This window comes from Nocardioides conyzicola (assembly GCF_039543825.1).
Taxonomy (GTDB): domain Bacteria; phylum Actinomycetota; class Actinomycetes; order Propionibacteriales; family Nocardioidaceae; genus Nocardioides; species Nocardioides conyzicola.
The window spans coordinates 14,291-37,527 of sequence record NZ_BAABKM010000003.1; the positions used below are offsets into that span (position 1 = coordinate 14,291).

Consider the following 23,237-nt stretch of genomic DNA (forward strand, 5'->3'; position numbering starts at 1 on the left):
CAGGCGACGGGCCACCGGAGCCGTCTACCCGAGCTCCGCCAGCAGGTCACCGACCTCCGGGCGGAGCTCGGGGGCGTGCCGGCCCTCGAGCGAGGCCCGGATCCGGGCCTCCTCCCCCGGCAGGACGTCCTCGGCGAGCGCCAGCCCCGGAGCCCAGGCCAGGCTCGGCAGCTGCCGGTTGTAGCCGAACCGGTCGGCGTAGACGAGCAGGCGTACGGCGCGCTCGGCCCGGGTCGGGTCCGGCTGGTCGGCCAGCTCCCAGACGGCGAGCGCGAAGAGGATCGAGCCGAAGACCGGGAAGTCGAGGAAGCCGATCGCGCCGTCGAGGATCCGCGGCGACTTGTCCAGCAGGTCGCGGCGCAGCCCCTCCACCTCGTCCCGCTGGTCGTGCAGCACGTGGGCGGCGACGGCCGCGGCCTCGGCGTACAGGGTCCACGGCTCGAACCCGAGCATGGTCTCCAGGCCCGGGAAGCTGCGCGCGGACAGGGTCTTGGCGGCCTCGCGATAGCCCCGGAGCCCGAGGTCGACGCGGCCTGCGGCCAGATCGAGCTCGGGTCGGCCGCAGAGAAGGATGATGGCGGCACCGAAGATGCCGGTGGCGCCGTCGGAGGCCTCGATCTCGTCGAAGATCCGCTCCGCCTCGTCGATCCGGCCGTCCTCGAGGGCACCCATGGCCAGCACGGCCTTGAGCTGGGCGACGTCCTCGTCGGCGCCGAGGGCGTCCAGCACGGGGATCGCGTCGCGGGCATAGCCCATCGCCTCGGTCATCTCGCCGACCTGCATCGTGAGACCGGCGAGCTGCGCGCGGATCAGCGCCGCGCCCCATGGGCCGTCGGCCTCGTCCGTGAGCGCCAGGGCTCGTAGGCCGTGCTCCTGCGCGAGCCTGATCTCGCCCTGGTTCTCGTGGAACTGGCTCGACCACTGCAGTGCGAGCTGCGCGATCCGCCGGTCGTCGTCCGAGCACATCTCCTCGACCGCGCCGAAATGACCGTCGTCGACCGTTGCGCGCGCGGCGAGCAGCACGGTGGCCGCGATCCCGCTCCGCGTCCCCCGGGCGCCAGGACCCAGCTGCTCCAGGCGGTCGAACGCCCGACCGACCGTCGAGTCGCTGAAGATCATCGAGTTGAAGGCGATGGCGGTCAGGGTCGTGCGGTACGACTCCTCGAGCTCGGGCGAGATCGCCGCGTCCACCACGACCGCCTCGACGTCCGGCGAGATGTTGACGACCTTGAGATGACTCCCCTCGATCGTCCAGAAGTCCGACAGGCAGGCCATCACGACGACCACGGCGTCGGCGTCCTCGGTGCGCAGGCACCGCCGCAGCAGGTCGACGAGGTTGCCCTCCTCGGTGCGGATGGCGGTCATCGTCTCGACCTGGCGCGGACCGAAGAGCCGGCTCTCGCAGCGCAGCGCGAACTCCGTGCCCCAGGTGCGCAGCCGGGCGATCGTCTCGGTGTCGTCGCCGGAGCCGACCAGCTGCATCTGCCCGAACTCACGCACCGTCTCCAGCAGGCGGTAGCGGAGCTCGCCCGCACCCTCGACCACCGTCACCAGCGACTGGTCCGCGAGGTTGGCGAGCGCCCCGAGCGCGTCACTGCCGACGACCGCCTCGGCGCCCCCGAGGGAGAAGCCGTCGCGGAAGATCGAGAGCCGCCGCAGGGCGACGCGCTCGTCGTCGTGGAGCAGGTTCCAGCTCCAGTCGATGACGGCGAGCAGGGTCTGGTGACGCTCGGGCGCGTCGCGGGACCCTCCTCGCAGCAGGGCGAAGCGGTCCTCGATGCGGCGCTCGATCTCGGCGACCGACATGACACGGACCTTGGCGGCCGCGAGCTCGACCGCCAGCGGGAGCCCGTCGAGGCGGGCGACGAGCGAGCGCACCTCGTCCTCGGCCAGGCGTACGCCGGGGCGGGCCGCCGTGGCCCGCTCGCGGAAGAGCTCGACGGCGTCGTCGAGACTCAGCTGCGGGAGCTGGTAGACGCGCTCGGCGGCGATGCCCAGCGGCGCCCGGGTCGTGGTCAGGACGCGCAGCGACGGAGTCCGCTGCACCAGCACCGAGACGAGGTCGGCGACGGCGTCGACGAGGTGCTCGCAGTTGTCGAGGATGAGCAGGGCGGGCGCGGTGCCTACCTGGTCCACGATGCGGCTGACCAGGTCGGTACGACGCGCCGCCGCCGACGTGAGCCGGCCCGTGACCGACTCCCGGACGCCGAGGACATCGCCGACCTCGACCGTGACGCCCTCCGGCGAGGTCACGCCGGCGAGCTCGACGAAGTGCACGACGGGCTGCTCGGCCAGCCGACCCATCAGGTGGGCCAGCCGGGTCTTGCCGAGCCCGCCGGGACCGACGATCGAGGTGACCCGCGAGGTGCGGATCATCGCCTCGAGCGCCGTGACGTCGTCCGCGCGGCCGATCAGGCGCGACGCCTCGTAGAGCAGGCCCTCACGCACCGGCCGGTCCCGAGCCAGCAGCTCGCTGTGCAGCGCCTGGAGGTCGGGGCTGGGATCCACTCCCAACCGGTCGGCGAGATCGCCGCGGTAGGTCTCGTAGCGGTCGAGCGCCGCCGGGGCACCGTGGACCGCCGCCAGCGAGCGCAGGAGGGCGGCGACGACCTCGTCGTCCGGCTCCGCCCGCTCCAGGAGCGGCAGCGCGGCGGCGTACTCCCCCGCGGCCGCGAGGCGCAGGCCCTCGGGCCGCAGCGCCCACGCGTCGACGTCGGTGGATGCGAGCGCGAGCCGGTAGCCGCGAGCGGTGCGCTCGATGGCGGTCGGGCTGGTCGCGGACCGCGCGCGGGACACGACGACCTGGAGCGCCTTGGTGGGGTTGGCCGGGACGTCGTCGCCCCAGACCTCCTCGACCAGCGCCTGTTCGCTCAGGCCGCGGGTCCCGGCCTCGACGAGCACCCGCAGCAGGGCGTGGGTCCGCTCCCCGGGAACGGGCTCGCCGGACCACGTGACGTCGTCGAGGACCCTGAGCCGGGGGCTGATGGGTCCGTCAGCGCTGGACGGCACCGGTCCGCTCGGCAGCGAGCGCGACGGCCGCGTCGCGCGCGGCTGCCGTCTCCTCCTCGGTCAGGGTGCGGTCGGTGGCCCGGAAGCGCAGCGCGAAGGCGAGCGACTTGCGCCCGGCGCCCACCTGGTCGCCGGTGTAGAGGTCGAAGAGCCGGATCGACTCGAGCAGCTCACCGGCCCCCTCGCGGAGCGCGGCCTCGACGTCCGCGGTCGTGACGGCCGCGTCGACGACCAGGGCGACGTCCTCCTTCGCGAGCGGGTACGTCGAGAAGTCCGGCCCCGGCGCCACGTCGCGGGCGCGGCGCATCAGGAAGTCGAGGTCCACCTCGACGGCCGCGCTCCGGGCGGGCAGCCCGAACGCCTGGCAGACCTTCGGGTGCAGCTCGCCGGCGTGCCCGAGCTCGACCCCGTCGACCAGCACCTGGGCGCACCGCCCCGGGTGCCACGGGGCGCGGGAGGCGGAGACCACCTCGACGTCCACCCCGAGCTCGGTGGCGAGGCGGCGCACGATGCCGACCGCGTCGGACCAGCCGGCCTCGCGACCAGCCCCCCACCAGCCGGCGCGCTCGCGCTCGCCGGCCAGCACCACGGCGAGGTGCAGCGGCTGCTCGGGGAGCGCCTCGAACAGCTTGGCCAGCTCGTCGTCGCTGGGCCGCCGGTCGACGCCGTAGATCGGCGCCGGACCACGGTCGACCGGGAACGCGACGGTCCCCGTCTCGAAGAGCGACACCCCGGTCGCGCCGCGACTCAGGTTGCGCGCGGCGGCCTTGAGCAGCCCGGGCAGCAGGGTCGTCGTGTACGACGGCTCCTCGCTCGACAGCGGGTTGGCGAGCCGGACGGTCGTCCGCAGGACGTCGTCAGCGGGCAGGCCCAGCGCGTCGAAGGCGGCGTCGCCCACGAACGGGAAGCTGATCACCTCGACGCAGCCGGCACCGGCGAGCATCCGGCCGACCCGTCGCCGGAGCCGCTGCTCACGGGTCAGCCCACGCCCGGCGGCCTCGCGCGGCAGCACGGACGGGACCTGGTCGTAGCCCACGATCCGGGCGACCTCCTCGACCAGGTCGAACGGGTCGGTGAGGTCGGGCCGCCACGGCGGCGGGGTCGCGATGACGGTCGTGTCCTGCTTGTCCAGCACGCAGCCGACGGCCTCGAGGTTGGCGACGGTGGTCGCCGCGTCGATGGGCATGCCGGTCACCCGCGCCGGCAGGTCGTACGACATCTCGATCGGCGCCTGGGTCGGCGGGATGCCCACGACGGTGACGCCGGCATCGGCGGTGCCGCCGCCGTACGTCGTCAGCAGCTCGACCACCCGGTCGGCCGCGGCCTGCGTGACGACCGGGTCGACGCCGCGCTCGTTGCGCTTGCCGGCCTCGGAGGTGAGCTTGTGGCGCTTGCCCGTGCGGAACATCGAGGTCGCGTCCCAGTGGGCCGCCTCGACCAGCACCGACGTCGTGGTCGCCGACATCTCGGTGGTCTCGCCACCCATGACGCCGCCGAGGCCGATGATCCCGGAGTCGTCGGTGACGACCAGGTCCTCGGTCGACAGCGCGCGGTCGATGCCGTCGAGCGTGGTCAGGCGCTCGCCCTCCGCCGCCCGGCGCACCCGGATCGTCCCGGTGAGCTTGTCGGCGTCGTACCCGTGGATCGGGCGGCCGATCTCGAGCATCACGTAGTTGGTGACGTCGACCGCGAGCGAGATCGGGCGCATGCCGGCCTGGGTCAGCCGTCGCACCATCCAGTCGGGCGACGCCGCGGCGGGGTCGAAGCCGGTGACCTTGCGGGCGACGAAGACCGGGCAGCCGGCGGGGTCGTCGACCTCGACCGGATAGCCGGAGGCGTTGGGCTCGGGGACCGGGCGGTCGGCGGGGTCGCGGTACGGCGCGCCGTACGCGAGTGCCGCCTCGCGGGCGACGCCGCGCAGGGAGAGCGCGTAGGCACGGTCGGGGTTGATCTCGAACTCGATGACCTCGTCGCTCAGGCCGAGCACCGCGAAGGCGTCGTCGCCCGGCGCGCCCGCGTCGGCCGGGAGCACGATGATGCCGTCGTGGTCGTCGCCGAGACCCAGCTCGCGGGCGGAGCAGATCATGCCTGCGGACAGGTGGCCGTAGGTCTTGCGGGCGGAGATCTCGAAGTTCCCCGGGAGGATGCCGCCGGGGAGGATCACCACGACCAGGTCGCCCGGCTTGAAGTTGTGCGCGCCGCAGACGATGCCCTGGGGCTCACCGGTGCCGTTGGCGGCGCCGACGTCGACGGTGCACCAGTTGATGGTCTTGCCGTTCTTCTGCGGCTCGGGCTCCATCGTGAGCACCTTGCCGACGACGAGCGGGCCGGTGATCTGGTCACCGGGCTTCTCGATCGCCTCCAGCTTGAGGCCGAGCGCGGTGAGGCGCGCGGCGAGGTCCTCGGTCGTGACGCCGTCGGGCAGGTCGACGTACTCCCGGATCCAGGAGACAGGGGCCTTCATCAGAGTTCCGTTCCGAATGCCGTGGTGAAGCGGATGTCGCCCTCGAAGAGCTCGCGCAGGTCCTCGATGCCGTGGCGGAACATCAGCGTGCGGTCGATGCCCATGCCGAAGGCGAAGCCGGTGTAGCGCTCGGGGTCGATGCCGCAGGCAACCAGCACCCGCGGGTTCACGACGCCGCAGCCGCCCCACTCGATCCAGCCCTCACCGCGGCAGGTGCGGCAGGTCGCGCCGTCGACGACTCCCGAGCCGCGGCACACGAAGCAGACCAGGTCGACCTCGGCGCTCGGCTCGGTGAAGGGGAAGTACGACGGGCGGAAGCGGGTGTTGATGCCCTCGCCGAACATGGACGCGGCGAAGTGGTCGAGCGTGCCCTTGAGGTTGGCCATGGTGATGCCCTCGTCGATCGCGAGGCCCTCGACCTGGTGGAAGACCGGGCTGTGCGTGGCGTCGTACTCGTCCGTGCGGAACACACGACCGGGGCAGACGACGTAGATCGGGGGCGTGCGGGAGAGCATCGTGCGCGCCTGCACCGGCGAGGTGTGGGTGCGCAGCACGAGGTGGTTCTCCGGCGGGTCGGTCCAGAACGTGTCCTGCATCGTGCGGGCCGGGTGGTCCGGGCCGAGGTTGAGCGCGTCGAAGTTGAGCCACTCGGCCTCGATGACCGGTCCCTCGGCGACCTCCCAGCCCATCGCGACGAAGATGTCGGCGATCAGCTCGGCACCGGTGGTGAGCGGGTGCCGGGCGCCGGTGGGGACGCGGTCGGTCGGCAGCGTGACGTCGACGGTCTCCTCGACGAGCATCCGCTCCTCGTGCTCGGCCTCGAGCACGGCCTGGCGCTGGGCGAGGGCCTGGTTGACGGCACCGCGAGCCTGGCCGATGCGCTGACCGGCCTCCTTGCGGGCCTGCGGTGGCAAGGCCCCGATCTCGCGGTTGGCGAGCGCGAGCGGGGACCGGTCGCCCGTGTGGTCGATCCGCACCTGCTTCAGCTCGGCGAGGTCGGCCGCCGCCGCGATCGCCGCGAGCGCGGCGTCCCGGGATGCCTCGACCTCCTCGGGCTTCAACGGGGTGACCTCCACGGGGTCGTAGTCGGTGTTCGGTCCAGACACGTCGGTTCTCTCGCCGCCTTCGTCGCGAATGTCAACCCCCGGAGTCTATGGAGGTCGGGGGCGTCCCCGCGAACCGGTTCATCCCGGGCGAGCCGACCGGCGGTGGAGGGCCGGCGCTCCTCAGTCGACCGTGGCCGGCAGCTCGACGTCGATCCGGGCACCGCCGCCGGCGGCGTCGCCGATCGCGACGGTGCCGCCGTGCGCCCGGACCAGCCCGTTGACGAGGTAGAGCCCGAGCCCGGAGCCGCGTCCCCCTCCGGTCCAGAACTTGGTGAACACCCGTCGCCGCAGCTCTGGCGAGATCCCCTCGCCCTCGTCCTCGACGCGGACCCGCACGCCGGCGCCGTCGTGCGTCACCGCGACGCGGACGGTGCCCTCGCCGTGGCGTACGGCGTTCTCGACCAGGTTGGTGATGACCTGGGTGAACTTGTCGGGGTCGACCGTGATCTCCGGCAGACCTTCGGCGACGGTCAGCTCGACCGGCCGGCTGGTGCCGGCGGCCACGGACTCGACGACCCGCCGGACCAGGACCGCGGCGTCGGACGGTCGTGGGTACAGCTGCAGCCGTCCGGTGTCGATCCGCGCCACGTCGAGGAGCTCGGCGATCAGCCTGCTGAGCCGGTCGGAGTCGGCGCTGACGGTCGTCAGCATCAGCTTCTTCTGATCGTCGCTGAGCTGGTCCCAGCGGTTGAGCAGCGCCTGGACGAAGCCCTTCACGCCCGTGAGCGGCGACCGCAGCTCGTGCGCCACGGTGGCCACCAGGTCGGACCGCTCCCGGTCCAGCCGGGCCCGCCCGCGGCCCGAGCGCAGGCTGACCGCGACGTGGGACACCGGCTCGCTGAGCGCGGGGCGGTGGATCCGGGCCACGACGAGCACCTCGGTGCCGTCGGGGAGGATCCAGGCCTGCTCGGGGACGGCGGTGCGGGTCGGGAGCCCGTCGTACGGGCAGTTGACCGAGCACCAGTCCTTGCCGTCGTGGTCCTGGAGACCGAGCACCTCGGCCAGCGGCCTCCCGACCGCGCCGGCCGCGTCCACGCCGAGCCATCGCGCGGCCACGAGGTTGACGGCCGTCACCGCTCCCGCCGCGTCGGCGAGCACGACGCCGTCGGACAGGGAGTCGACGACCTGCTGGGCGCTCGCCTCGATCCCGGACACAGGCACAGCGTGCCACGTGCGAGGGTGGTCATCGCACCACCGTCTCGGACCCCTTGGAGGTCACCGCGTGCGCACCCGCCACCTGATCCCGGTCGCAGCCCTGCTGGCGAGCTTCGTCGGCCTCGCGGGCGCCCAGGCGCTGACCACGGCCTCCGCCCCGCAGCGCGGCGGCACCCGACCCGCGTCGTACGACTACCTCGCGACCCAGGTCTTCACCGCGCCCGGATTGGGCTCGATCGCCGTCGGCATGCCCAACAAGTCGGTCGTCAAGATCCAGCACCGACCGGCCGGCGCGACCACGTGGGACGCCCCGTCGGTCCTGTTCGCCGGAAAGGGGCGGCTCACCTGCGGCCAGATCGACGGCGCCGCCTCCCCCGGCGGGATCGCCCTGACCCTCGAGTGCGACCGCAGCTACTACGAGGACCAGGCGCCGGTGCACACGCAGGCCCTGGTCACGCGCGACCTCGCCTCGTGGTCACGCCACGAGCTCCCGGGCGAGGCCTACCAGCCGCCCGCCATCAGCCCGGACGGCCGGACCGCGGCGTGGCCGGCGAGCGGCGGCGACGGGTTCGTCCGCTGGCGTGCGGGCGCGGGCTTCAGCACGCTGGTCAGCACCGGGTTCCGCGGCGACGGCGGCGCCGAGACCATCGTCGCGGAGGACTCGGGCACGGTCAGCCTGATGGGCGCCGAGTCCCGAGCCGGGAAGTGCCGCCTCGGTGTGCACGCCCGACCGCTCAGCGGGCCGGAGCGGGTCCAGCTCGTCTCGGACGTCGACCCCGGGTGCACCGAGGGCTCGCTGACGACCGTGGACGACCTCACGGTCCGCGGCGACGACAACAGCCGCGCGACGACGTACGTCGTCTCGCGTGCCGACACCTCGTCGCCGTGGCAGCTGACCGTCCCGCGACCCGTCGACGGGGCCGGCCTGGTCGTCTACCGCGGCTCCCCCAAGCGGACGATCCACCCGTCCTACCTCGACGTGGCCGGCAAGCCGCTGCTGGTGATCGGCAGCCCGGACCGCCGACGCCTGATGGTGCAGACCTACGACGACTCCACCCGCACCTGGTCGCCCCGGACCACCGTCTACGACCACGGCTTCCCCGGCTGCACCGGCGGTGACTTCGGGGGCGACGCGACCGCGCAGGTCTTCTTCCTCGACCTGCACTGCTACGCCAAGGAGCGCGCCGACGGCCGCTACCCGCCGTACGACCACGACTACGACGCCATGCCCCGCGGCCGGACGCTGCTCCTCAGCGCGGACGGCGTGACCTGGAAGGCGGCGCCGATCGGGCGCCGCCCGTACGCCGTCAACGCCGCCGCCTCGCTGGTCGCGGCGCCCGGCCGGCACGCGACCCGGATCCTGTCCCCCGCCGGAATCGCCTCGGTGCCGGTCACGACCGGCGGCCGGTGCGAGTTCGTGTTCCCGGTCGCCGCCGACCGCCTGCTGCGGCTGCACGGCGGACCCCACGCCCGGTGGCCGCGCCGGGTGCAGCTGTCGACGCCCACCGGCTGGCGCACCGTCGACACGATCGCGATGCCGGCGCGGGGCCGGTGCCAGAGGGCGTTCGACTCGAACTACCTGCGACCCACGCGGTTCGACCTCGTCGGCGGCTCCAAGGGTGTCGGTCTCACGGTCCGGCGCGGCGGGCCGGACGGCTGGCGGGTCGTCCGGACGTCCCGCTACTGACGCTGGACCCGGGCGCTGGCGTAGAGGCAGAGCGCCGCTGCGGTCGAGAGGTTGAGGCTCTCGGCCCGGCCGTGGATCGGGATCCGCACCCGGTGGTCGGCCAGCCCGGCGAGCTCGGCGGGAAGGCCCCAGGCCTCGTTGCCGAAGAGCCAGGCGGTGGGCGCGGCCAGCAGGTCGTCGGCGTGGTCGAGGTCGACCTCACCGGCGCCGTCGGCGGCGAGCACCTGGAGCCCGGCAGCCTGCGCGGCTCGTACGGCGGCAGCCGGGTCGGGCTCGACGGCGATCGGCAGGTGGAACAGGCTGCCGACGCTCGCGCGGACGGTCTTGGGGTTGTAGGCGTCGACGGACCGGCCCGCGAAGACCACGGCGTCGGCACCCGCGGCGTCTGCGCAGCGGATCACGGTGCCGGCGTTGCCCGGGTCGCGCACGTCGGCGCAGATCGCGAGGAGGCGGGTGGCGTCGACGACGTGCCCGAGGGGGCGGTCGAGGAACCGGCAGAGGGCGACCACCCCGGCCGGGGTCACGCTGTCGCTGAGCGACGCGAGCGCCCGGTCGTCGACCAGCGTCCACTGCGGCGCGGCCGCGGCGAGGTCGGCGTACTGCTCGGTGGCGGCGGTGGTGGCGAAGACCTCCACGACGCAGCCCGGCACCTCGAGGGCGCCTTCGACGGCCTTCGGGCCGTCGGCAAGGAAGAGCCGCCGCTCGGAGCGTTCCGAGCGGCGGCTGAGCTTCCGGGTCTCCTTGACGTGGGCGTTGCCCACGACCAAAGGAGCGTCGTGCGTCAGGCCGAGACCTTGGGCGCGTTGACGTCCTCGGGCAGCGCGGCCTTGGCGGCCTCGACGAGGACGTTGAACGCCGCGACGTCGTTGACGGCCAGGTCGGCGAGGATCTTGCGGTCGACCTCGATGCCGGCCAGGTTGAGGCCCTGGATGAAGCGGTTGTAGGTCATCCCCTGGGCGCGGGCCGCAGCGTTGATCCGCTGGATCCACAGCTTGCGGAAGTTGCCCTTGTTCTTGCGCCGGTCGTTGTAGCTGTAGACCAGCGAGTGGGTGACCTGCTCCTTGGCCTTGCGGTACAGGCGCGAGCGCTGGCCGCGGTAGCCGCTGGCCCTCTCGAGGACGACCCGGCGCTTCTTCTGGGCGTTTACCGCCCGCTTGACGCGTGCCACGATTTACTCCTTGTTGCTGAAAGCTCTACTTGGTGCGGGGGTCTCGACGATCTCGACCACCGATGGGACGGGGTCGGTCAGAGACCGAGCATCTTCTTCGCGCGCGGGACGTCGGCCTTGGCGACCTCGACGGTGCCCGTCATGCGCCGGGTGACCTTCGAGGGCTTCTTCTCGAGGTTGTGGCGCTTGCCGGCCTTCTCGCGAAGGATCTTGCCGGTCCCGGTCACCCGGAAGCGCTTGCTCGCACCGGAGTGCGTCTTGTTCTTCGGCATCTCTGCTCTCTCTTCTCGTCCTGCTGGCGTGCCCGCGGTGGCGCGACACCCGCGTGGTTCCGGCGGCCCTGGGGGCCGCCGTGGTCTCAGGCCTCGATCTCGGGATCGAGGTTCTCGGAGCGACCGCGCTCCTTCTTCTGGGCGACCGGTCCGGCGGCGTGAGCGGCTTCGCGCTCAGCCTGCTCGTCGGCCACGGCCGCGGCGCGCTCGGCGGCCTTGGCCTCCTTCTCGGCCTGCTGGTCAACCTTGGCGTCGGCCTTCTTCTTGTGCGGGCCGAGCACCATGATCATGTTGCGGCCGTCCTGCTTGGGCGACGACTCGACGAAGCCCAGCTCCGTCACGTCCTCCGCCAGCTTCTGCAGCAGCCGGAAGCCCAGCTCGGGGCGGTGCTGCTCGCGGCCGCGGAACATGATCGTGATCTTGACCTTGTCCCCGGCGCGCAGGAACCGCACGACGTGACCCTTCTTGGTCTCGTAGTCGTGCGCGTCGATCTTCGGACGAAGCTTCATCTCCTTGATGATCACGTTCGTCTGGTTGCGACGGGCCTCGCGCGCCTTCTGGGCGTTCTCGTACTTGAACTTGCCGTAGTCCATGAGCTTGCAGACTGGCGGCTTGCCCTGCGGGGCGATCTCGACGAGGTCGAGGTCAGCCTCCTGGGCGAGCTTCAGGGCCTGGTCGGTCGGCACGATGCCGACCGTCTCCCCGTTGGGTCCAACGAGTCGGACCTCGGGAACCCGGATCCTGTCGTTGATGCGCAGCTCGGTGCTGATGTGTCCTCCTGGTGGCCATGTGACCGGAAGTCCTTGCCGCCGGGCCCTGGAGGAGGTCCGAAATCAAAGAAGGCTTCCGCTTGTGCAAGCGGAAGCCAGTCGCGGCGCCCCCCACACCAGTGGGAGTGCCATCGAAAGCCGGTGAGGCTCACGCCGGGGAACATGTCCACGCCGCAGGCCAAGCCTTCGGGACCGGACCCGACGACCTGTGGAGCAACCCCTTGCGAGGACGGTCGATGCGGGTGGGAGACGATGCTGCTGACTCCGCTTGTGAGATCTGCTCTGACTCTTCCGCGGACGGTCGGGTCGGAACTGATCGGTCAACGCTAGATGCTAGCCGAAGATTCCCGGTCGGGCCGAATCCAGGCGACACCGCCGGGGACCCGGGCCAGCGTCCACCCCTCGGCCAGGCCCCGCAGGTCCTCGCCCTCGACGACGAACCGCACCGGGCCCGCCAGGTCCACCACCAGCGCCGCCGCGCCGTCCTGGAGCGCCGACCTGGCGGCGACCTGGGCGGCGACCGGGACGGGGCGGGCCTGCGGGTTCCAGCCCGCCAGCTCGGCCGTGCCGGTGAACGCCAGCAGCGCCAGACGCCCGTCGGTGCCCTGCACCAGGACGGTCGCCATGTCGCTGTCCTTCTCGCGGGCCAGCCCGGCGTCGTCCAGCTCGACCTCGCCGAGGACCGCGATGACGGGCACCAGGACGCGCGAGCGCTGGAGCGCCGCCAGCGCCTCGGGGTACGCCGAGGCGTCGTGCTGCCACGTCGCCAGGGCCGCCGCGAGCTCCGGGGCGGCCGTGCCGTCGTCGCCGGCGAACCCCGGGTCGGGGATCACGCGGGACTGGGTGGGGTCGGGCTCGAGCACGGCTCCATTGTCCTCGGAGGTCATCCGGGGGCCGAATCCGCCGCCGGCGGCGCCGTGTGACGCGTCCCATGATCTTAAGTGGAGTGTTTCGCTTGATTTAAGAAGGGAAAGCGGTCTAGACATGAGCCCCATGTCCACGACAGCCCTTGCCGGGCCGCCGACCACCGCTCCCCCACGACCACGATCCTCCGGCTCCCGCCGCTGGTCGCGCCTCGCGTTCCTGCGGCGCTGGGTGTCTCCGATCGCCATCCTGACCGTCTGGCAGCTCCTCTGCACGGGCGGGGTCATCGATCCCCGCACGATGGCCTCCCCTGCGCAGATCGCGTCGACCGCGCTCGACCTGATCCAGGACGGCACCCTCGGGACCGAGACCCTGATCTCGCTCCAGCGCGTGCTCCTCGGGCTGGCGATCGGTGGCTCCATCGGCATCCTGCTGGCGGTCATCGCCGGCCTCAGCCGGATCGGTGACGACGCCATCGACCCACCCATGCAGGCCCTGCGGACCCTGCCGCACCTCGGGCTGATCTCGCTCTTCATCACCTGGTTCGGCCTCGGCGAGCTGCCCAAGGTCACGCTGATCGCGCTGGGCGCGTGCTTCCCGCTCTACCTCAACACCCTCGGCGGCATCCGCGGGATCGACCGCAAGGTGCTCGAGGCCGCCCGCTCGATGCACCTGACGCGGCGCCAGCAGGTCCGCCACGTCGTCCTGCCCGGTGCGCTGCCGCAGACGCTCGTCGGCCTGCGCCAGAGCCTGGGCATCGCCTGGCTGTCCGTGATCGTCGCGGAGACCGTCGGGGCCGACACCGGCATCGGCGCGATGATCAACCAGGCCCGTGACTTCAACCAGACCGACGTCATCGTCGTCGGACTCGCGGTGTACGCCGTGCTCGGCCTGACCACCGACGCCATCGTCCGCTACCTCGAGAGGAAGGCCCTCGCATGGCGAGCCTGACATCTCCCGCCACCACCGACGGACCCGTCGCCCGGGTCCGCGACCACCACCGGTCCTTCGGCGACACCCACGTGCTCCGGGCCATCGACCTCGACATCGCGCCGGGTGAGTTCGTCGCCCTGCTCGGACGCAGCGGCTGCGGCAAGTCCACGCTGCTGCGGAGCCTGGCGCACCTGGACCCGACCCCCGCAGGCGAGGTCGAGGTGTCGGGCCGGACCTCGGTCGCGTTCCAGGAGCCCCGGCTGCTGCCGTGGCGCAGGGTCCGGGAGAACGTGGCCCTGGCCCTCCTCAACGGGTCCGAGCGCAAGCGGCGCTTCGAGCTCGCCGAGCAGACGCTCGCCGAGGTGGGCCTCGGCGACAAGCTGGACGCCTGGCCGTTGCAGCTGTCGGGCGGTCAGGCCCAGCGGGTCTCGCTGGCGCGGGCCCTGGTCAGCAACCCGGCGCTGATGCTGCTCGACGAGCCGTTCAGCGCGCTCGACGCGCTGACCCGGATCGACATGCACCAGCTCGTCATCGACCTGTGGCGTCGCCACTCGATGGCAATCCTGATCGTCACCCACGACGTCGACGAGGCGATCGCGCTCGCCGACCGGGTGCTGGTCATGGACGACGGCCGGATCGCCCGCGAGTGGTCGATCGAGCCGCGCCGCGACGACCGGGCGCCGTCGAAGCCCGAGATCGCCCGGATCCGCGCCGAGATGCTCGTCGCCCTCGGCGTGCACCCCACGACCGCCAACCCGAACCGCACGCCCGTCCACAAGCAGGGAGCAGCATGAACCGCCGCCGTACGAAGAGCGCCGTCCTCGGAGCCGTCCTCGGAGCCGTCCTGGCCCTCGGAGCCTGCGGCGGCGACGCCACCGGCAACGAGGGCGCCGTCGACGACAACGGCAAGGTCGACCTCTCGAAGGTCACCCTGATCGTGGGTGACCAGAAGGGCGGCTCGAAGGCGCTGCTCCAGGCCGCCGGGCAGCTCGACGACGTGGACTACAAGATCGAGTGGAAGGAGTTCACCTCCGGGCCGCCGCTCCTCGAGGCGCTCAACGCCGGTGCCCTCCACGTCGGCGGCGTCGGCAACACCCCGCCGCTCTTCGCGGCCGCCGGCAAGAGCGAGATCAAGGTCGTCCAGGCGGCGACGTACGGCGGGACGGGTGACGCGATCGTCGTGCCGAAGGACTCCTCGATCACGGACGTCTCCCAGCTGAAGGGCAAGACGGTGGGCGTCGCCGAAGGCAGCTCGGCCAACTACAACCTGCTCGCGCAGCTGCAGGCCGCCGGAGTGAAGTACTCCGACATCACGGTCAAGAACCTCCAGCCGGGCGATGCGCTCGCCGCGTTCTCGGCCGGGCACCTGGACGCCTGGGCGATCTGGGAGCCGTTCACGTCCCAGGCCGAGCAGGAGGCCGGCGCGAAGGTGATCGCCGACGGCCGTGAGCTGGCCAACGGCTACAACTTCCAGGTCGCGTCCGACGCCGGTCTCGACGACAAGGCGACCAAGACCGCGCTCCAGGACTACCTGTCGCGGATCGCGCGGGCCCAGGTGTGGTCGCAGACCCACCAGGAGGACTGGGCGAAGGTGTGGGCCGAGGAGACCGGGCTCTCCGACAAGATCACCCTCGCCGCGGTGAAGAAGCGACAGGTGAAGCCGGTGCCGGTCGACCAGGCCGTCATCGACTCGGAGCAGAAGATGGCGGACTCGTTCGCGGCCAACGAGCTGCTGCCCGGCAAGTTCGACGTCTCGCCCTACTTCATCGGCGACTTCAACGAGTACACGACCGGGGAGAAGTGATGGGGCTCAAGCTGCACTGGTTCCTGCCCACGTCGGGCGACAGCCGCTCCCTGGTGGGCGCCGGCCAGGGCGTGCCCGGCGGGCTCACCGGCCTCGGAGAGACGGTGGAGAGCGACTTCCGGCCGCCGACGATCGACTACCTCGCCCAGGTGGCGCGCACGGCGGAGCAGGCCGGCTTCGAGGGCGTGCTGACGCCCACGGGCACGTTCTGCGAGGACGCCTGGCTGACCACGGCCGCACTGCTGCGGGAGACGACGCGGCTGAAGTTCCTGGTCGCCTTCCGGCCCGGGACGGTCAACCCGGTGCTGGCGGCGCAGATGGCCGCGGCGTACCAGCGCCTCTCCGGTGGCCGGCTGATGCTGAACGTCGTCACCGGCGGCGAGCCGCGCGAGCAGGCCCGGTTCGGCGACACCGCCTCGAAGGAGGAGCGGTACGCCCGCACCGACGAATTCCTGAGCGTGATCCGCGGGACGTGGAGCGAGGCGCCGTACGACTTCCACGGCCGCTACTTCGACGCCGAGGGCGCGCAGGTCAGTGGCGGCATCGACCCGGTGCCCCCGATCTACTTCGGCGGGTCCTCGGGTCCGGCCGGCCCGGTCGCGGCCCGGCACGCGGACGTCTACCTGACCTGGGGCGAGCCGCTCGAGCAGGTGGCGGAGAAGCTGGACTGGATGCGCGGGCTCGCGGCCGAGCAGGGGCGCACTCTCCGCTTCGGGCTCCGGATCCACACCCTGTCGCGGGACACGTCCGAGGAGGCCTGGGCGCACGCCCAGTGGCTGCTCGACGGGCTCGACCCGGCGACGGTCGCCAAGGCGCAGGAGGCGATGCAGCAGAGCGAGTCGACCGGCCAGCGCCGGATGCTCGGCCTGCGGTCGCGGACGTCGTACTCCTCGGCGCGCGAGCTCGAGGTCAGCCCCAACCTCTGGACCGGCGTCGGCCTGGTCCGCGGGGGCGCCGGGACGGCGCTGGTCGGCAGCCACGAGGAGGTCGCGGACCGGCTCGAGGACTACCACCGGCTCGGCATCGACGAGTTCGTGCTGTCCGGCTACCCGCACGTCGAGGAGGCGTACACGTTCGCGGAGGGCGTCGCTCCGGTGCTGCGCCGCCGCGGCCTGCTCGGCAACGCCGCGGCGCACGCAGAGGTGGCGGCCTACGCCTGAGCCGGCGCTCACCCGGCATGTGGGACGCTGGAACCGTGGACGACGCAGCCTGGGCGGCACTCACCCTCAGCCTGACCGTGGCCGGTGGCATCTGGACCTGGTTCGCCTTCCGCAACCGGGGCCTGGCCTCCGGGCTGCGGGGACTGGGCTTCACGCTGCTGCCGCTGGCGGCGTACCTGACCAAGACCCTGCAGATGTTCACCGGCATCGCCGGTGAGATCGGCGACTGGGCGAGCAACGTCGCCTGGAGCCCGGTCGTGTGGACGGGCATCGTGCTGGCGGGGGTCGCGGTGCTGCTGATCGGCGTCTCCGGCCGGATCCGGGCCCGCGAGGTGGGTCCGACAGCCGAGGCCAAGGGTCTCCCGCCTGCCGGACCCGGTCGCAAGGGCCGGCCCGCCTTGGCCGAAGATGGCGACATGGCCGACATCGAGGCGCTGCTGCGCAAGCGAGGCATCAACTGATGCCCATCAGCTCCGTGGACCGCAACCAGCTGTGGTCACGTCTGGGCGACGCGGTCGCCAAGCAGGGCGTCCCGCTGCCGACGCCGATCTTCGTCGTGGACCTGGACGCCTTCGACGCCAACGCCGACGACCTGGTCCGGCGAGCCGACGGGCTGCCGATCCGGGTGGCGTCCAAGTCGCTGCGCATCCCGGCGCTCGTCGAGCGAGCGCTGGCGCACGACGGGTTCCACGGGGTGCTGGCCTTCACCCTGCGCGAGGCGCTCTGGCTGCACGCGCAGGGCATCTGCGACGACATCGTGGTCGCCTACCCGACCGTCGACCGGGGCGCGCTTGCCGAGCTGGTCGCGTCCCCGTCGGCCGCCGCGGCGATCACGCTGATGGTCGACAGCACCCCGCACCTCGACCTGGTCGACAGCGTCCGGGTCTCCCCCACCATCCCGGTCCGCGTCTGCGTGGACGTCGATGCGGGTCTCCGGCTCGCGGGCAAGCACGTGGGCCCGAAGCGGTCGCCGTTGCAGGACACGACGGGGGTCGTCGCCCTGGCCCGGGAGATCACCGCACGCAACGGGTTCCGGCTCGTCGGCGCGATGACCTACGAGGGGCAGGTCGCCGGGCTGCAGGACACCGTGCCGACTGCCCGGTCCCGCTCCGCGATCATCCGCCGGCTCAAGGCGCTGTCGATGTCGCAGCTCGCCGTACGCCGTCGCGAGATCGACCACCAGCTGCGCCAGCTGACCGACCTCGAGTTCTGGAACGCCGGCGGGTCCGGCTCGGTGCAGGAGACCGCCCAAGACCCCGTGGTCACGGAGATCGCCGCCGGCTCGGGTCTCCTGGTGCCGACGCTCTTCGACCACTACAGGTCCTTCGAGCCGCGTCCCGCGTCGTACATCGGGCTCCCGGTCGTACGGCGTCCCGGGCCCGGCATGGTCACCGTGCACGGTGGCGGCATCGTCGCGTCGGGTCCGGCCGGCGTCGACCGCCTGCCGGTCCCGTGGGCACCTGCCGGGCTGGAGCTGACCAGCCTCGAGGGCGCCGGCGAGGTGCAGACCCCGATCACCGGGCAGCCCGCCGACCTGCTGGAGATCGGCGACCTCGTGTGGTTCCGCCCGGCCAAGTCCGGTGAGCCGTTCGAGCACGCGCTGACGGTGCACCTGCTGTCGGGCAGCGAGCTCGTGGACGCCGTGCCGAGCTACCGCGGGTGTGGCCAGGCCTTCTGAGCCGTCCGCGGCGGCGGTCCTCGACCTCGCCCGCGCCCGGTCGGCCACCCTCGGCGTCGGCCGGCTGATCTGTGTCGACGGGCCGTCGGGTTCCGGCAAGACCACGCTCGCGGAGCAGGTCGCCCTCCTCGCTCCCGAGGTCCGGGTGGTGCACATGGACGACCTCTACGAGGGGTGGTCCGGGCTGCCCACCGTCGACGCGCAGCTCGACGGCCTGCTGCGCCCCCTCGCGGACGGGCGCCCGGGCAGCTACCGCCGCTACGACTGGGTCCTGGGCGCGTACGCCGAGACCGTGGCCGTCGACCCGGGTCCGCTGCTGGTCCTCGAGGGCGTCGGCTCGGGCTCGCTCGCCGTCGCGGACCTGGCCACCGTGCTGGTGTGGGTCGAGGCGGACCGCGACGTCCGGATGCGGCGCGGGATCGAGCGCGACGGCGAGGCGTTCGCGCCGTACTGGGAGGCGTGGGCGGTCGCCGAGCAGGAGCACTTCACCCGGCACCGCACCCGCGAGCGCGCCGACCTGGTCGTGGCTACCTAGAACCGATCTGCTGGTCCGCGATCGCGCGGAGCTGGCGGACCGCCGTACGGGCCCGGTCGCCGTCCGATCCCTGGATGCCCATCACGGCCGCCGTGGTGCCGTCGGCCAGGTCGAGGGTGACCCACGGAGCGCCGGGCGGCAGGTGGACGGCGACCAGCTGCGCCCACGCGTACTCGCGGCGCCGGTAGCCGTTGACGACGACCAGGCGCTCGGCCTCGGCGACCACGCGGGAGCGGACCAACGCGAACCAGAGCGAGAACGCGAACAGCCCGAGCGCGATCACGGTCCCGCGCTGGAAGGTGCTGAACTTCGCCTGGGTCTCGTCGTCGAAGCCGATCCACGCCAGCGCGCAGACCACCAGCAGGCCACCGCCCAGGACGGCGCCGGCCATCCGCACGCCGAAGGGCCGCCAGGTGTGCGGGAGGGTCGGGACCGCCGGGCGGTCAGAGCCGGCAGGCATGGATGTCGGTGAGCAGGATGCCGCGGGCACCGATGTCGAACAGGTCGTCCATCAGCCGCTGGGAGCCCTCGCGCGGGACCATCGCCCGCACCGCCACCCAGCCCTCGCGATGGAGCGGGGCGATCGTCGGACCCTCGATGCCGGGGGTCAGGGCGACCGCGGCGGTGACGTGGGCGGACTCGATGTCGTAGTCCATCATCACGTAGCTGCGGGCGACCAGGACGCCCTCGATGCGGCGCTTGAAGACCTCGAATCCGGGCGGCACCGAGCCGCCGCGGGTCACCAGGACCGCCTCGGACTCGAGGATGGTCTCGCCGAAGACCTCCAGGCCGGCCTGGCGCATGGTGCTGCCGGTCTCGACGACGTCGGCGATCACGTCGGCGACGCCGAGCTGGATGCTGGTCTCGACGGCGCCGTCGAGCCGGACGACGGTCGCCTCGATGCCGCGCTCCTCGAGGAACGCGCGCACGACTCCGACGTACGACGTGGCGATCCGGGTGCCGGCGAGCTGGCTCAGGTCGGTGTAGGAGCCCTGCGGGCCGGCGAAGCGGAAGCGGCTGCGGCCGAAGCCGAGGCCGGTGACCTCCTCGGCCTTCGCGCCGGAGTCACGCAGCAGGTCGCGGCCGGTGATGCCGACGTCGAGCGTGCCCTCGCCGACGTACAGGGCGATGTCGCGCGGGCGCAGGTAGAAGAACTCGACGCCGTTCTCGGTGTCGATGAGGGTCAGCTGCTTGGAGTCCTCGCGCTGCCGGTAGCCGGCCTCGCGCAGGATCTCGGTGGCCGACTGCGAGAGCGACCCCTTGTTGGGGACCGCGATTCTGAGGAGAGACATGGGGGTGGCCTTCAGAGGTGGGCGTAGACGTCGTCGAGCTCGATGCCGGTCGCGAGCATCAGCACCTGGGCGTGGTAGAGCAGCTGGCTGATCTCCTCGGCCGCCCGCTCCTTGCCCTCGTGCTCAGCGGCCATCCAGGACTCGGCGGCCTCCTCGACCAGCTTCTTCCCGATGAAATGCACACCGGCGTCGAGCTCCTGCACGGTGCCGGATCCCTCGGGGCGCGACCGGGCCTTCTCACTCAGCTCGGTCCAGAGCTCGTCGAACGTCTTCACAGTCGGCCAGCCTACGGCGTGGGTGCGGCGATCTCCCCCAGGGTCCGGGCGGTGAGCAGCGCGGCCGACGTGGCCTCGTAGCCCTTGTCCTCCCGCGAGTCCGGCAGCCCGGCCCGGTCGAGCGCCTGCTCGTCGTTGTCGCAGGTGAGCACGCCGAACCCGACGGCGACCGTGTGGTCGAGGCCGACCCGGACCAGGCCGTCGGTCGCGGCGTTGCAGACGTAGTCGAAGTGCGGCGTCCCGCCGCGGATCACGACGCCGAGCGCCACGACCGCGTCGTACCCCTGCGCGGCGAGCGCGCTCGCGACGACGGGCAGCTCGAAGGTGCCGGGCACGCGGACGGTGCGCGCATCGGCGACGCCGTACGCCGCCAGCGCGCGCTCGGCGCCGGCGAGCAGGCCGTCCATCACCTGGGTGTGCCGGCTGGCCGCGACGACGGCGACCCTGAGGCCGCTGGCGTCGAAGATCTCCTGGTCGGGTGCTCCGTGTCCGGACATGTCAGGCTCCGTTCGCGAGCTCGGCTGCCTCGGCAGCGAGGTTGGGGAGGTCGTGGCCCATCCGGTCCCGCTTGGTCAGCAGGTAGGCCAGGTTGTGGTCGTTGGGGTGCGGGGTCAGCGCCACCCGCTCGGCGACGTGGACGCCGAAGTCCTCGAGGTTGTCGACCTTGTCGGGGTTGTTGGTCATCAGCCGGACGTTGGTGACGCCGAGGTCGCGGAGCACCTGGGTCGCCGTGCCGTAGTGGCGTGCGTCGGCAGGCAGCCCCAGGTCGAGGTTGGCGTCGACGGTGTCGCGGCCGCCGTCCTGGAGCTGGTAGGCCTGCAGCTTGGCGACCAGGCCGATCCCCCGGCCCTCGTGGCCGCGCAGGTAGACGACCACGCCGCGCCCCTCCTCGACGATGCGCTCCAGCGCCTCGTCGAGCTGCGGCCCGCAATCGCAGCGACTGCTGCCGAAGACGTCGCCGGTCAGGCACTCGGAGTGCACCCGGGTCAGCACCGGCTCGGGGCCGGAGACGTCGCCGTACACCAGGGCGATGTGCTCGGAGTCGTCGACCGTGATCCGGTAGCCGTAGGCCGTGAAGTCGCCGTGCCGCGTCGGCAGGCGGGTCTCGGCGACCCGCTCGACGAGGTTCTCGTGGCGACGGCGGTAGCGAACCAGGTCGTCGATCGAGATCATGGCGAGGCCGTGCTCGTCGGCGAACGCCCGCAGCTCGGGCGCGCGCTTCATGGTGCCGTCGTCGTTGACGACCTCGACCAGGACGCCGGCCGGGGTGAGCCCGGCGAGCGTGGCCAGGTCGACGGCCGCCTCGGTGTGGCCGCGGCGGACGAGCACGCCGCCCTCGCGGTAGCGCAGCGGGAAGACGTGGCCCGGGCGGGTGATCTCCCACGGCTCGGTCGCCGAGTCGGCGAGCACCCGGGCGGTGTGGGCGCGGTCCGCCGCGGAGATGCCGGTGCTGACGCCGTCACGCGCGTCGACCGAGATCGTGTACGCCGTGCGCAGCTTGTCCTTGTTGTGCGGGGTCATCAGCGGGATCTCGAGGCGGTCGAGCATGTCGGCGGGCATCGGCACGCAGATCACGCCGCTGCTGTGCCGGATCGTGAACGCCATCAGCTCCGGGGTCGCCTTGCTGGCGGCGAAGATGATGTCGCCCTCGTTCTCGCGGGTCTGGTCGTCGACGACGATGACGGCCTTGCCGTCGGCGATGTCGGCGATCGCGCGCTCGATGCTGTCGAGGCGCACACCGTCGTGCTGGGGCTCGTGGGTCATGCTGCGACCTTCTCTCGATGATGCTGCTCGGGGGCGGCCTTCGTGGCGCGCCACCAGGTGATGAAGCCGGCGATGCAGAGCACGCCGTAGAAGACGTAGAGGACCGCCGAGGGGTAGTAGCCGGAGTGCCACAGCAGCGGCACGCCGACGAGGTCGACGGCGATCCAGGCGAGCCAGAAGTCGTTCCAGCCGCGGGCCATGGCGTACGTCGCGAGCATCGAGCCGACGAAGATCCAGGCGTCGCACCAGTAGTACCAACGCGGCGCGGGCCAGCCGGCGCCGATGACGGAGAAGACCCACTGGCAGACGAGGACGCCGGCCGCGGCGGCGACCAGGTAGGCCATCCGCTCGCGTGCGGTGGCCCACCGGGGGTCGACGGCCGGGACGTCGCCACCGCCGTGGGCGCGCTTGGCCTGCTGCCACCGCTGCCAGCCGTAGATGCTCGTGATGATGAAGAAGACCTGGCGGCCGGCCTGGCCGAAGAGCGGCTGCTGGGCCTGCGCGTCGAAGGTCGCCGCGATGAAGACTGTGAAGAGCAGGACGTTGCCGACGATGCCGACCGGCCACGCCCAGACCCGGCGGCGCAGGCCGCCGACCGCGGAGGCGAAGCCGAACGCGTTGCCGAGGATCTCGCGCCAGGTGATCGGGTGGCCGGCGATCGTCAGGTGGGCGTCGTACAGGCTCGAGAGCGCGCTCATGGTCGCGGCTCCCCGGAGTAGGGCAGCAGGCGCTCGACGTACTTGGCGATGATGTCGACCTCGAGGTTGACCCGGTCGCCCGGCTGCCGGCCGCCGAGGGTGGTGCGGGCCAGGGTCTCGGGGATCAGGCTGACCGTGAACCGGTCGTCCCCGGCCTCGACGACGGTGAGGCTGACCCCGTCGACGGTGATCGAGCCCTTGTCGACGAGGTAGCGGCTGAGCTCGGTGGGCAGCGCGATCTCGACGACCTCCCAGTGCTCGCTCGGGGTCCGGCCCAGCACGGTGCCGACGCCGTCGACGTGGCCCTGCACGATGTGGCCGCCGAGGCGCTTGTCGGCGGTGACCGCGCGCTCCAGGTTGACCCGGTCGCCGGGGCGTACGCCGTAGAGGCTGGTCTTGTCGAGGGTCTCCTGCATGACGTCGGCGGTCCAGGTGCCGGCGTCGAAGGTGGTGACCGTCAGGCAGCAGCCGTTGACCGAGATCGAGTCGCCGAGGTGGGCGTCCTCGAGCACGGTGGTGGCGTGGATGCTGAGGCGGATCGCGTCGCCCTGGTCCTCGATCGCGGCGACGGTGCCGAGCTCTTCGACGATGCCGGTGAACATG

24 protein-coding genes are annotated in these 23,237 nt (G+C 72.3%); 8 read left to right on the top strand and 16 right to left on the bottom strand.

Annotated features, from left to right (window positions below):
* Positions 1-24: 24 nt before the first annotated feature.
* From ABEA34_RS17895 to ABEA34_RS17910, 4 genes are all read right to left on the bottom strand, one after another.
* The gene (locus ABEA34_RS17895) at positions 25-3,009 is read right to left on the bottom strand and encodes an ATP-binding protein (protein ID WP_345522834.1); all 2,985 of its coding nucleotides are present in this window, start codon (positions 3,007-3,009) and stop codon (positions 25-27) included.
* Positions 2,993-5,473, bottom strand: a complete 2,481-nt coding sequence (gene pheT, locus ABEA34_RS17900) for a phenylalanine--tRNA ligase subunit beta (protein ID WP_345522835.1) — start codon at positions 5,471-5,473, stop codon at positions 2,993-2,995. Before pheT ends, ABEA34_RS17895 begins: the two co-directional genes overlap by 17 nt.
* Positions 5,473-6,579 carry a phenylalanine--tRNA ligase subunit alpha gene (gene pheS, locus ABEA34_RS17905; protein WP_345522836.1) on the bottom strand — a complete coding sequence of 369 codons (1,107 nt, stop codon included), beginning with the start codon at positions 6,577-6,579 and terminating at the stop codon, positions 5,473-5,475. Before pheS ends, pheT begins: the two co-directional genes overlap by 1 nt.
* 120 nt (positions 6,580-6,699) lie before the next feature.
* Positions 6,700-7,734 carry a sensor histidine kinase gene (locus ABEA34_RS17910; protein WP_345522837.1) on the bottom strand — a complete coding sequence of 345 codons (1,035 nt, stop codon included), beginning with the start codon at positions 7,732-7,734 and terminating at the stop codon, positions 6,700-6,702.
* 67 nt (positions 7,735-7,801) lie between these two features.
* Here ABEA34_RS17910 and ABEA34_RS17915 point away from each other — a divergent pair, with 67 nt between their 5' ends.
* Positions 7,802-9,421 (top strand): hypothetical protein, encoded by a 1,620-nt coding sequence (locus ABEA34_RS17915; RefSeq protein ID WP_345522838.1) that lies wholly within the window; start codon positions 7,802-7,804, stop codon positions 9,419-9,421.
* Here ABEA34_RS17915 and ABEA34_RS17920 read toward each other — a convergent pair.
* The 5 genes from ABEA34_RS17920 to ABEA34_RS17940 form a co-directional block, all read right to left on the bottom strand.
* Entirely contained in the window at positions 9,415-10,182 is a 768-nt protein-coding gene (locus ABEA34_RS17920) for a TrmH family RNA methyltransferase (protein WP_345522840.1), read from the bottom strand. The two genes, ABEA34_RS17915 and ABEA34_RS17920, sit on opposite strands and share 7 nt — an antisense overlap.
* A gap of 20 nt (positions 10,183-10,202) precedes the next feature.
* Positions 10,203-10,589, bottom strand: coding sequence for a 50S ribosomal protein L20 (gene rplT, locus ABEA34_RS17925; protein ID WP_345522841.1), 387 nt, complete (start codon positions 10,587-10,589; stop codon positions 10,203-10,205).
* Positions 10,590-10,666: 77 nt separating this feature from the next.
* Entirely contained in the window at positions 10,667-10,861 is a 195-nt protein-coding gene (rpmI, locus tag ABEA34_RS17930) for a 50S ribosomal protein L35 (RefSeq protein ID WP_056159641.1), read from the bottom strand.
* A gap of 86 nt (positions 10,862-10,947) precedes the next feature.
* Positions 10,948-11,631: a translation initiation factor IF-3 gene (infC, locus tag ABEA34_RS17935; protein WP_345523267.1), complete on the bottom strand. Its 684-nt coding sequence runs from the start codon at positions 11,629-11,631 to the stop codon at positions 10,948-10,950.
* A 326-nt stretch (positions 11,632-11,957) separates the two neighbouring features.
* Positions 11,958-12,494 (bottom strand): SseB family protein, encoded by a 537-nt coding sequence (locus tag ABEA34_RS17940; RefSeq protein WP_345522843.1) that lies wholly within the window; start codon positions 12,492-12,494, stop codon positions 11,958-11,960.
* Between the two features lie 130 nt (positions 12,495-12,624).
* Between ABEA34_RS17940 and ABEA34_RS17945 the strand changes: the two genes are divergently transcribed.
* The 7 genes from ABEA34_RS17945 to ABEA34_RS17975 are packed head-to-tail and all read left to right on the top strand — an operon-like array spanning position 12,625 to position 18,605.
* Positions 12,625-13,446: an ABC transporter permease gene (locus ABEA34_RS17945; protein ID WP_345522844.1), complete on the top strand. Its 822-nt coding sequence runs from the start codon at positions 12,625-12,627 to the stop codon at positions 13,444-13,446.
* Complete coding sequence (locus ABEA34_RS17950; RefSeq protein ID WP_345522845.1) at positions 13,434-14,222, top strand: ABC transporter ATP-binding protein; 789 nt, start codon at positions 13,434-13,436, stop codon at positions 14,220-14,222. Before ABEA34_RS17945 ends, ABEA34_RS17950 begins: the two co-directional genes overlap by 13 nt.
* Positions 14,219-15,232, top strand: a complete 1,014-nt coding sequence (locus tag ABEA34_RS17955; RefSeq protein WP_345522846.1) for an ABC transporter substrate-binding protein — start codon at positions 14,219-14,221, stop codon at positions 15,230-15,232. Before ABEA34_RS17950 ends, ABEA34_RS17955 begins: the two co-directional genes overlap by 4 nt.
* On the top strand, positions 15,232-16,392 hold the full coding sequence (locus tag ABEA34_RS17960) for an LLM class flavin-dependent oxidoreductase (protein WP_345522848.1): 1,161 nt from the start codon (positions 15,232-15,234) through the stop codon (positions 16,390-16,392). Before ABEA34_RS17955 ends, ABEA34_RS17960 begins: the two co-directional genes overlap by 1 nt.
* A 35-nt stretch (positions 16,393-16,427) precedes the next feature.
* Positions 16,428-16,853, top strand: a complete 426-nt coding sequence (locus ABEA34_RS17965; protein WP_345522849.1) for a hypothetical protein — start codon at positions 16,428-16,430, stop codon at positions 16,851-16,853.
* Complete coding sequence (locus tag ABEA34_RS17970) at positions 16,853-18,070, top strand: amino acid deaminase/aldolase (protein WP_345522851.1); 1,218 nt, start codon at positions 16,853-16,855, stop codon at positions 18,068-18,070. Before ABEA34_RS17965 ends, ABEA34_RS17970 begins: the two co-directional genes overlap by 1 nt.
* On the top strand, positions 18,054-18,605 hold the full coding sequence (locus tag ABEA34_RS17975; RefSeq protein ID WP_345522852.1) for a 4-amino-4-deoxy-L-arabinose transferase: 552 nt from the start codon (positions 18,054-18,056) through the stop codon (positions 18,603-18,605). The genes ABEA34_RS17970 and ABEA34_RS17975 overlap by 17 nt, the downstream gene beginning before the upstream one ends.
* Here the strand turns inward: ABEA34_RS17975 and ABEA34_RS17980 are convergent.
* From ABEA34_RS17980 to ABEA34_RS18010, 7 genes are read right to left on the bottom strand one after another with little or no spacing between them, the layout of a single operon-like run.
* Complete coding sequence (locus ABEA34_RS17980) at positions 18,598-19,065, bottom strand: PH domain-containing protein (protein ID WP_345522853.1); 468 nt, start codon at positions 19,063-19,065, stop codon at positions 18,598-18,600. The two genes, ABEA34_RS17975 and ABEA34_RS17980, sit on opposite strands and share 8 nt — an antisense overlap.
* On the bottom strand, positions 19,049-19,897 hold the full coding sequence (gene hisG / locus ABEA34_RS17985) for an ATP phosphoribosyltransferase (protein WP_345522855.1): 849 nt from the start codon (positions 19,895-19,897) through the stop codon (positions 19,049-19,051). Before hisG ends, ABEA34_RS17980 begins: the two co-directional genes overlap by 17 nt.
* Before the next feature lie 11 nt (positions 19,898-19,908).
* Complete coding sequence (locus ABEA34_RS17990; protein ID WP_345522857.1) at positions 19,909-20,172, bottom strand: phosphoribosyl-ATP diphosphatase; 264 nt, start codon at positions 20,170-20,172, stop codon at positions 19,909-19,911.
* An 11-nt stretch (positions 20,173-20,183) separates the two neighbouring features.
* Positions 20,184-20,669 carry a 6,7-dimethyl-8-ribityllumazine synthase gene (gene ribH, locus ABEA34_RS17995; RefSeq protein ID WP_345522859.1) on the bottom strand — a complete coding sequence of 162 codons (486 nt, stop codon included), beginning with the start codon at positions 20,667-20,669 and terminating at the stop codon, positions 20,184-20,186.
* A gap of 1 nt (position 20,670) precedes the next feature.
* Positions 20,671-21,936, bottom strand: a complete 1,266-nt coding sequence (locus ABEA34_RS18000; RefSeq protein WP_345522860.1) for a bifunctional 3,4-dihydroxy-2-butanone-4-phosphate synthase/GTP cyclohydrolase II — start codon at positions 21,934-21,936, stop codon at positions 20,671-20,673.
* Positions 21,933-22,634, bottom strand: coding sequence for a nicotinamide mononucleotide transporter family protein (locus ABEA34_RS18005; protein ID WP_345522861.1), 702 nt, complete (start codon positions 22,632-22,634; stop codon positions 21,933-21,935). Before ABEA34_RS18005 ends, ABEA34_RS18000 begins: the two co-directional genes overlap by 4 nt.
* Positions 22,631-23,236: a riboflavin synthase gene (locus tag ABEA34_RS18010; protein ID WP_345522863.1), complete on the bottom strand. Its 606-nt coding sequence runs from the start codon at positions 23,234-23,236 to the stop codon at positions 22,631-22,633. Before ABEA34_RS18010 ends, ABEA34_RS18005 begins: the two co-directional genes overlap by 4 nt.
* Position 23,237 lies beyond the last annotated feature (1 nt).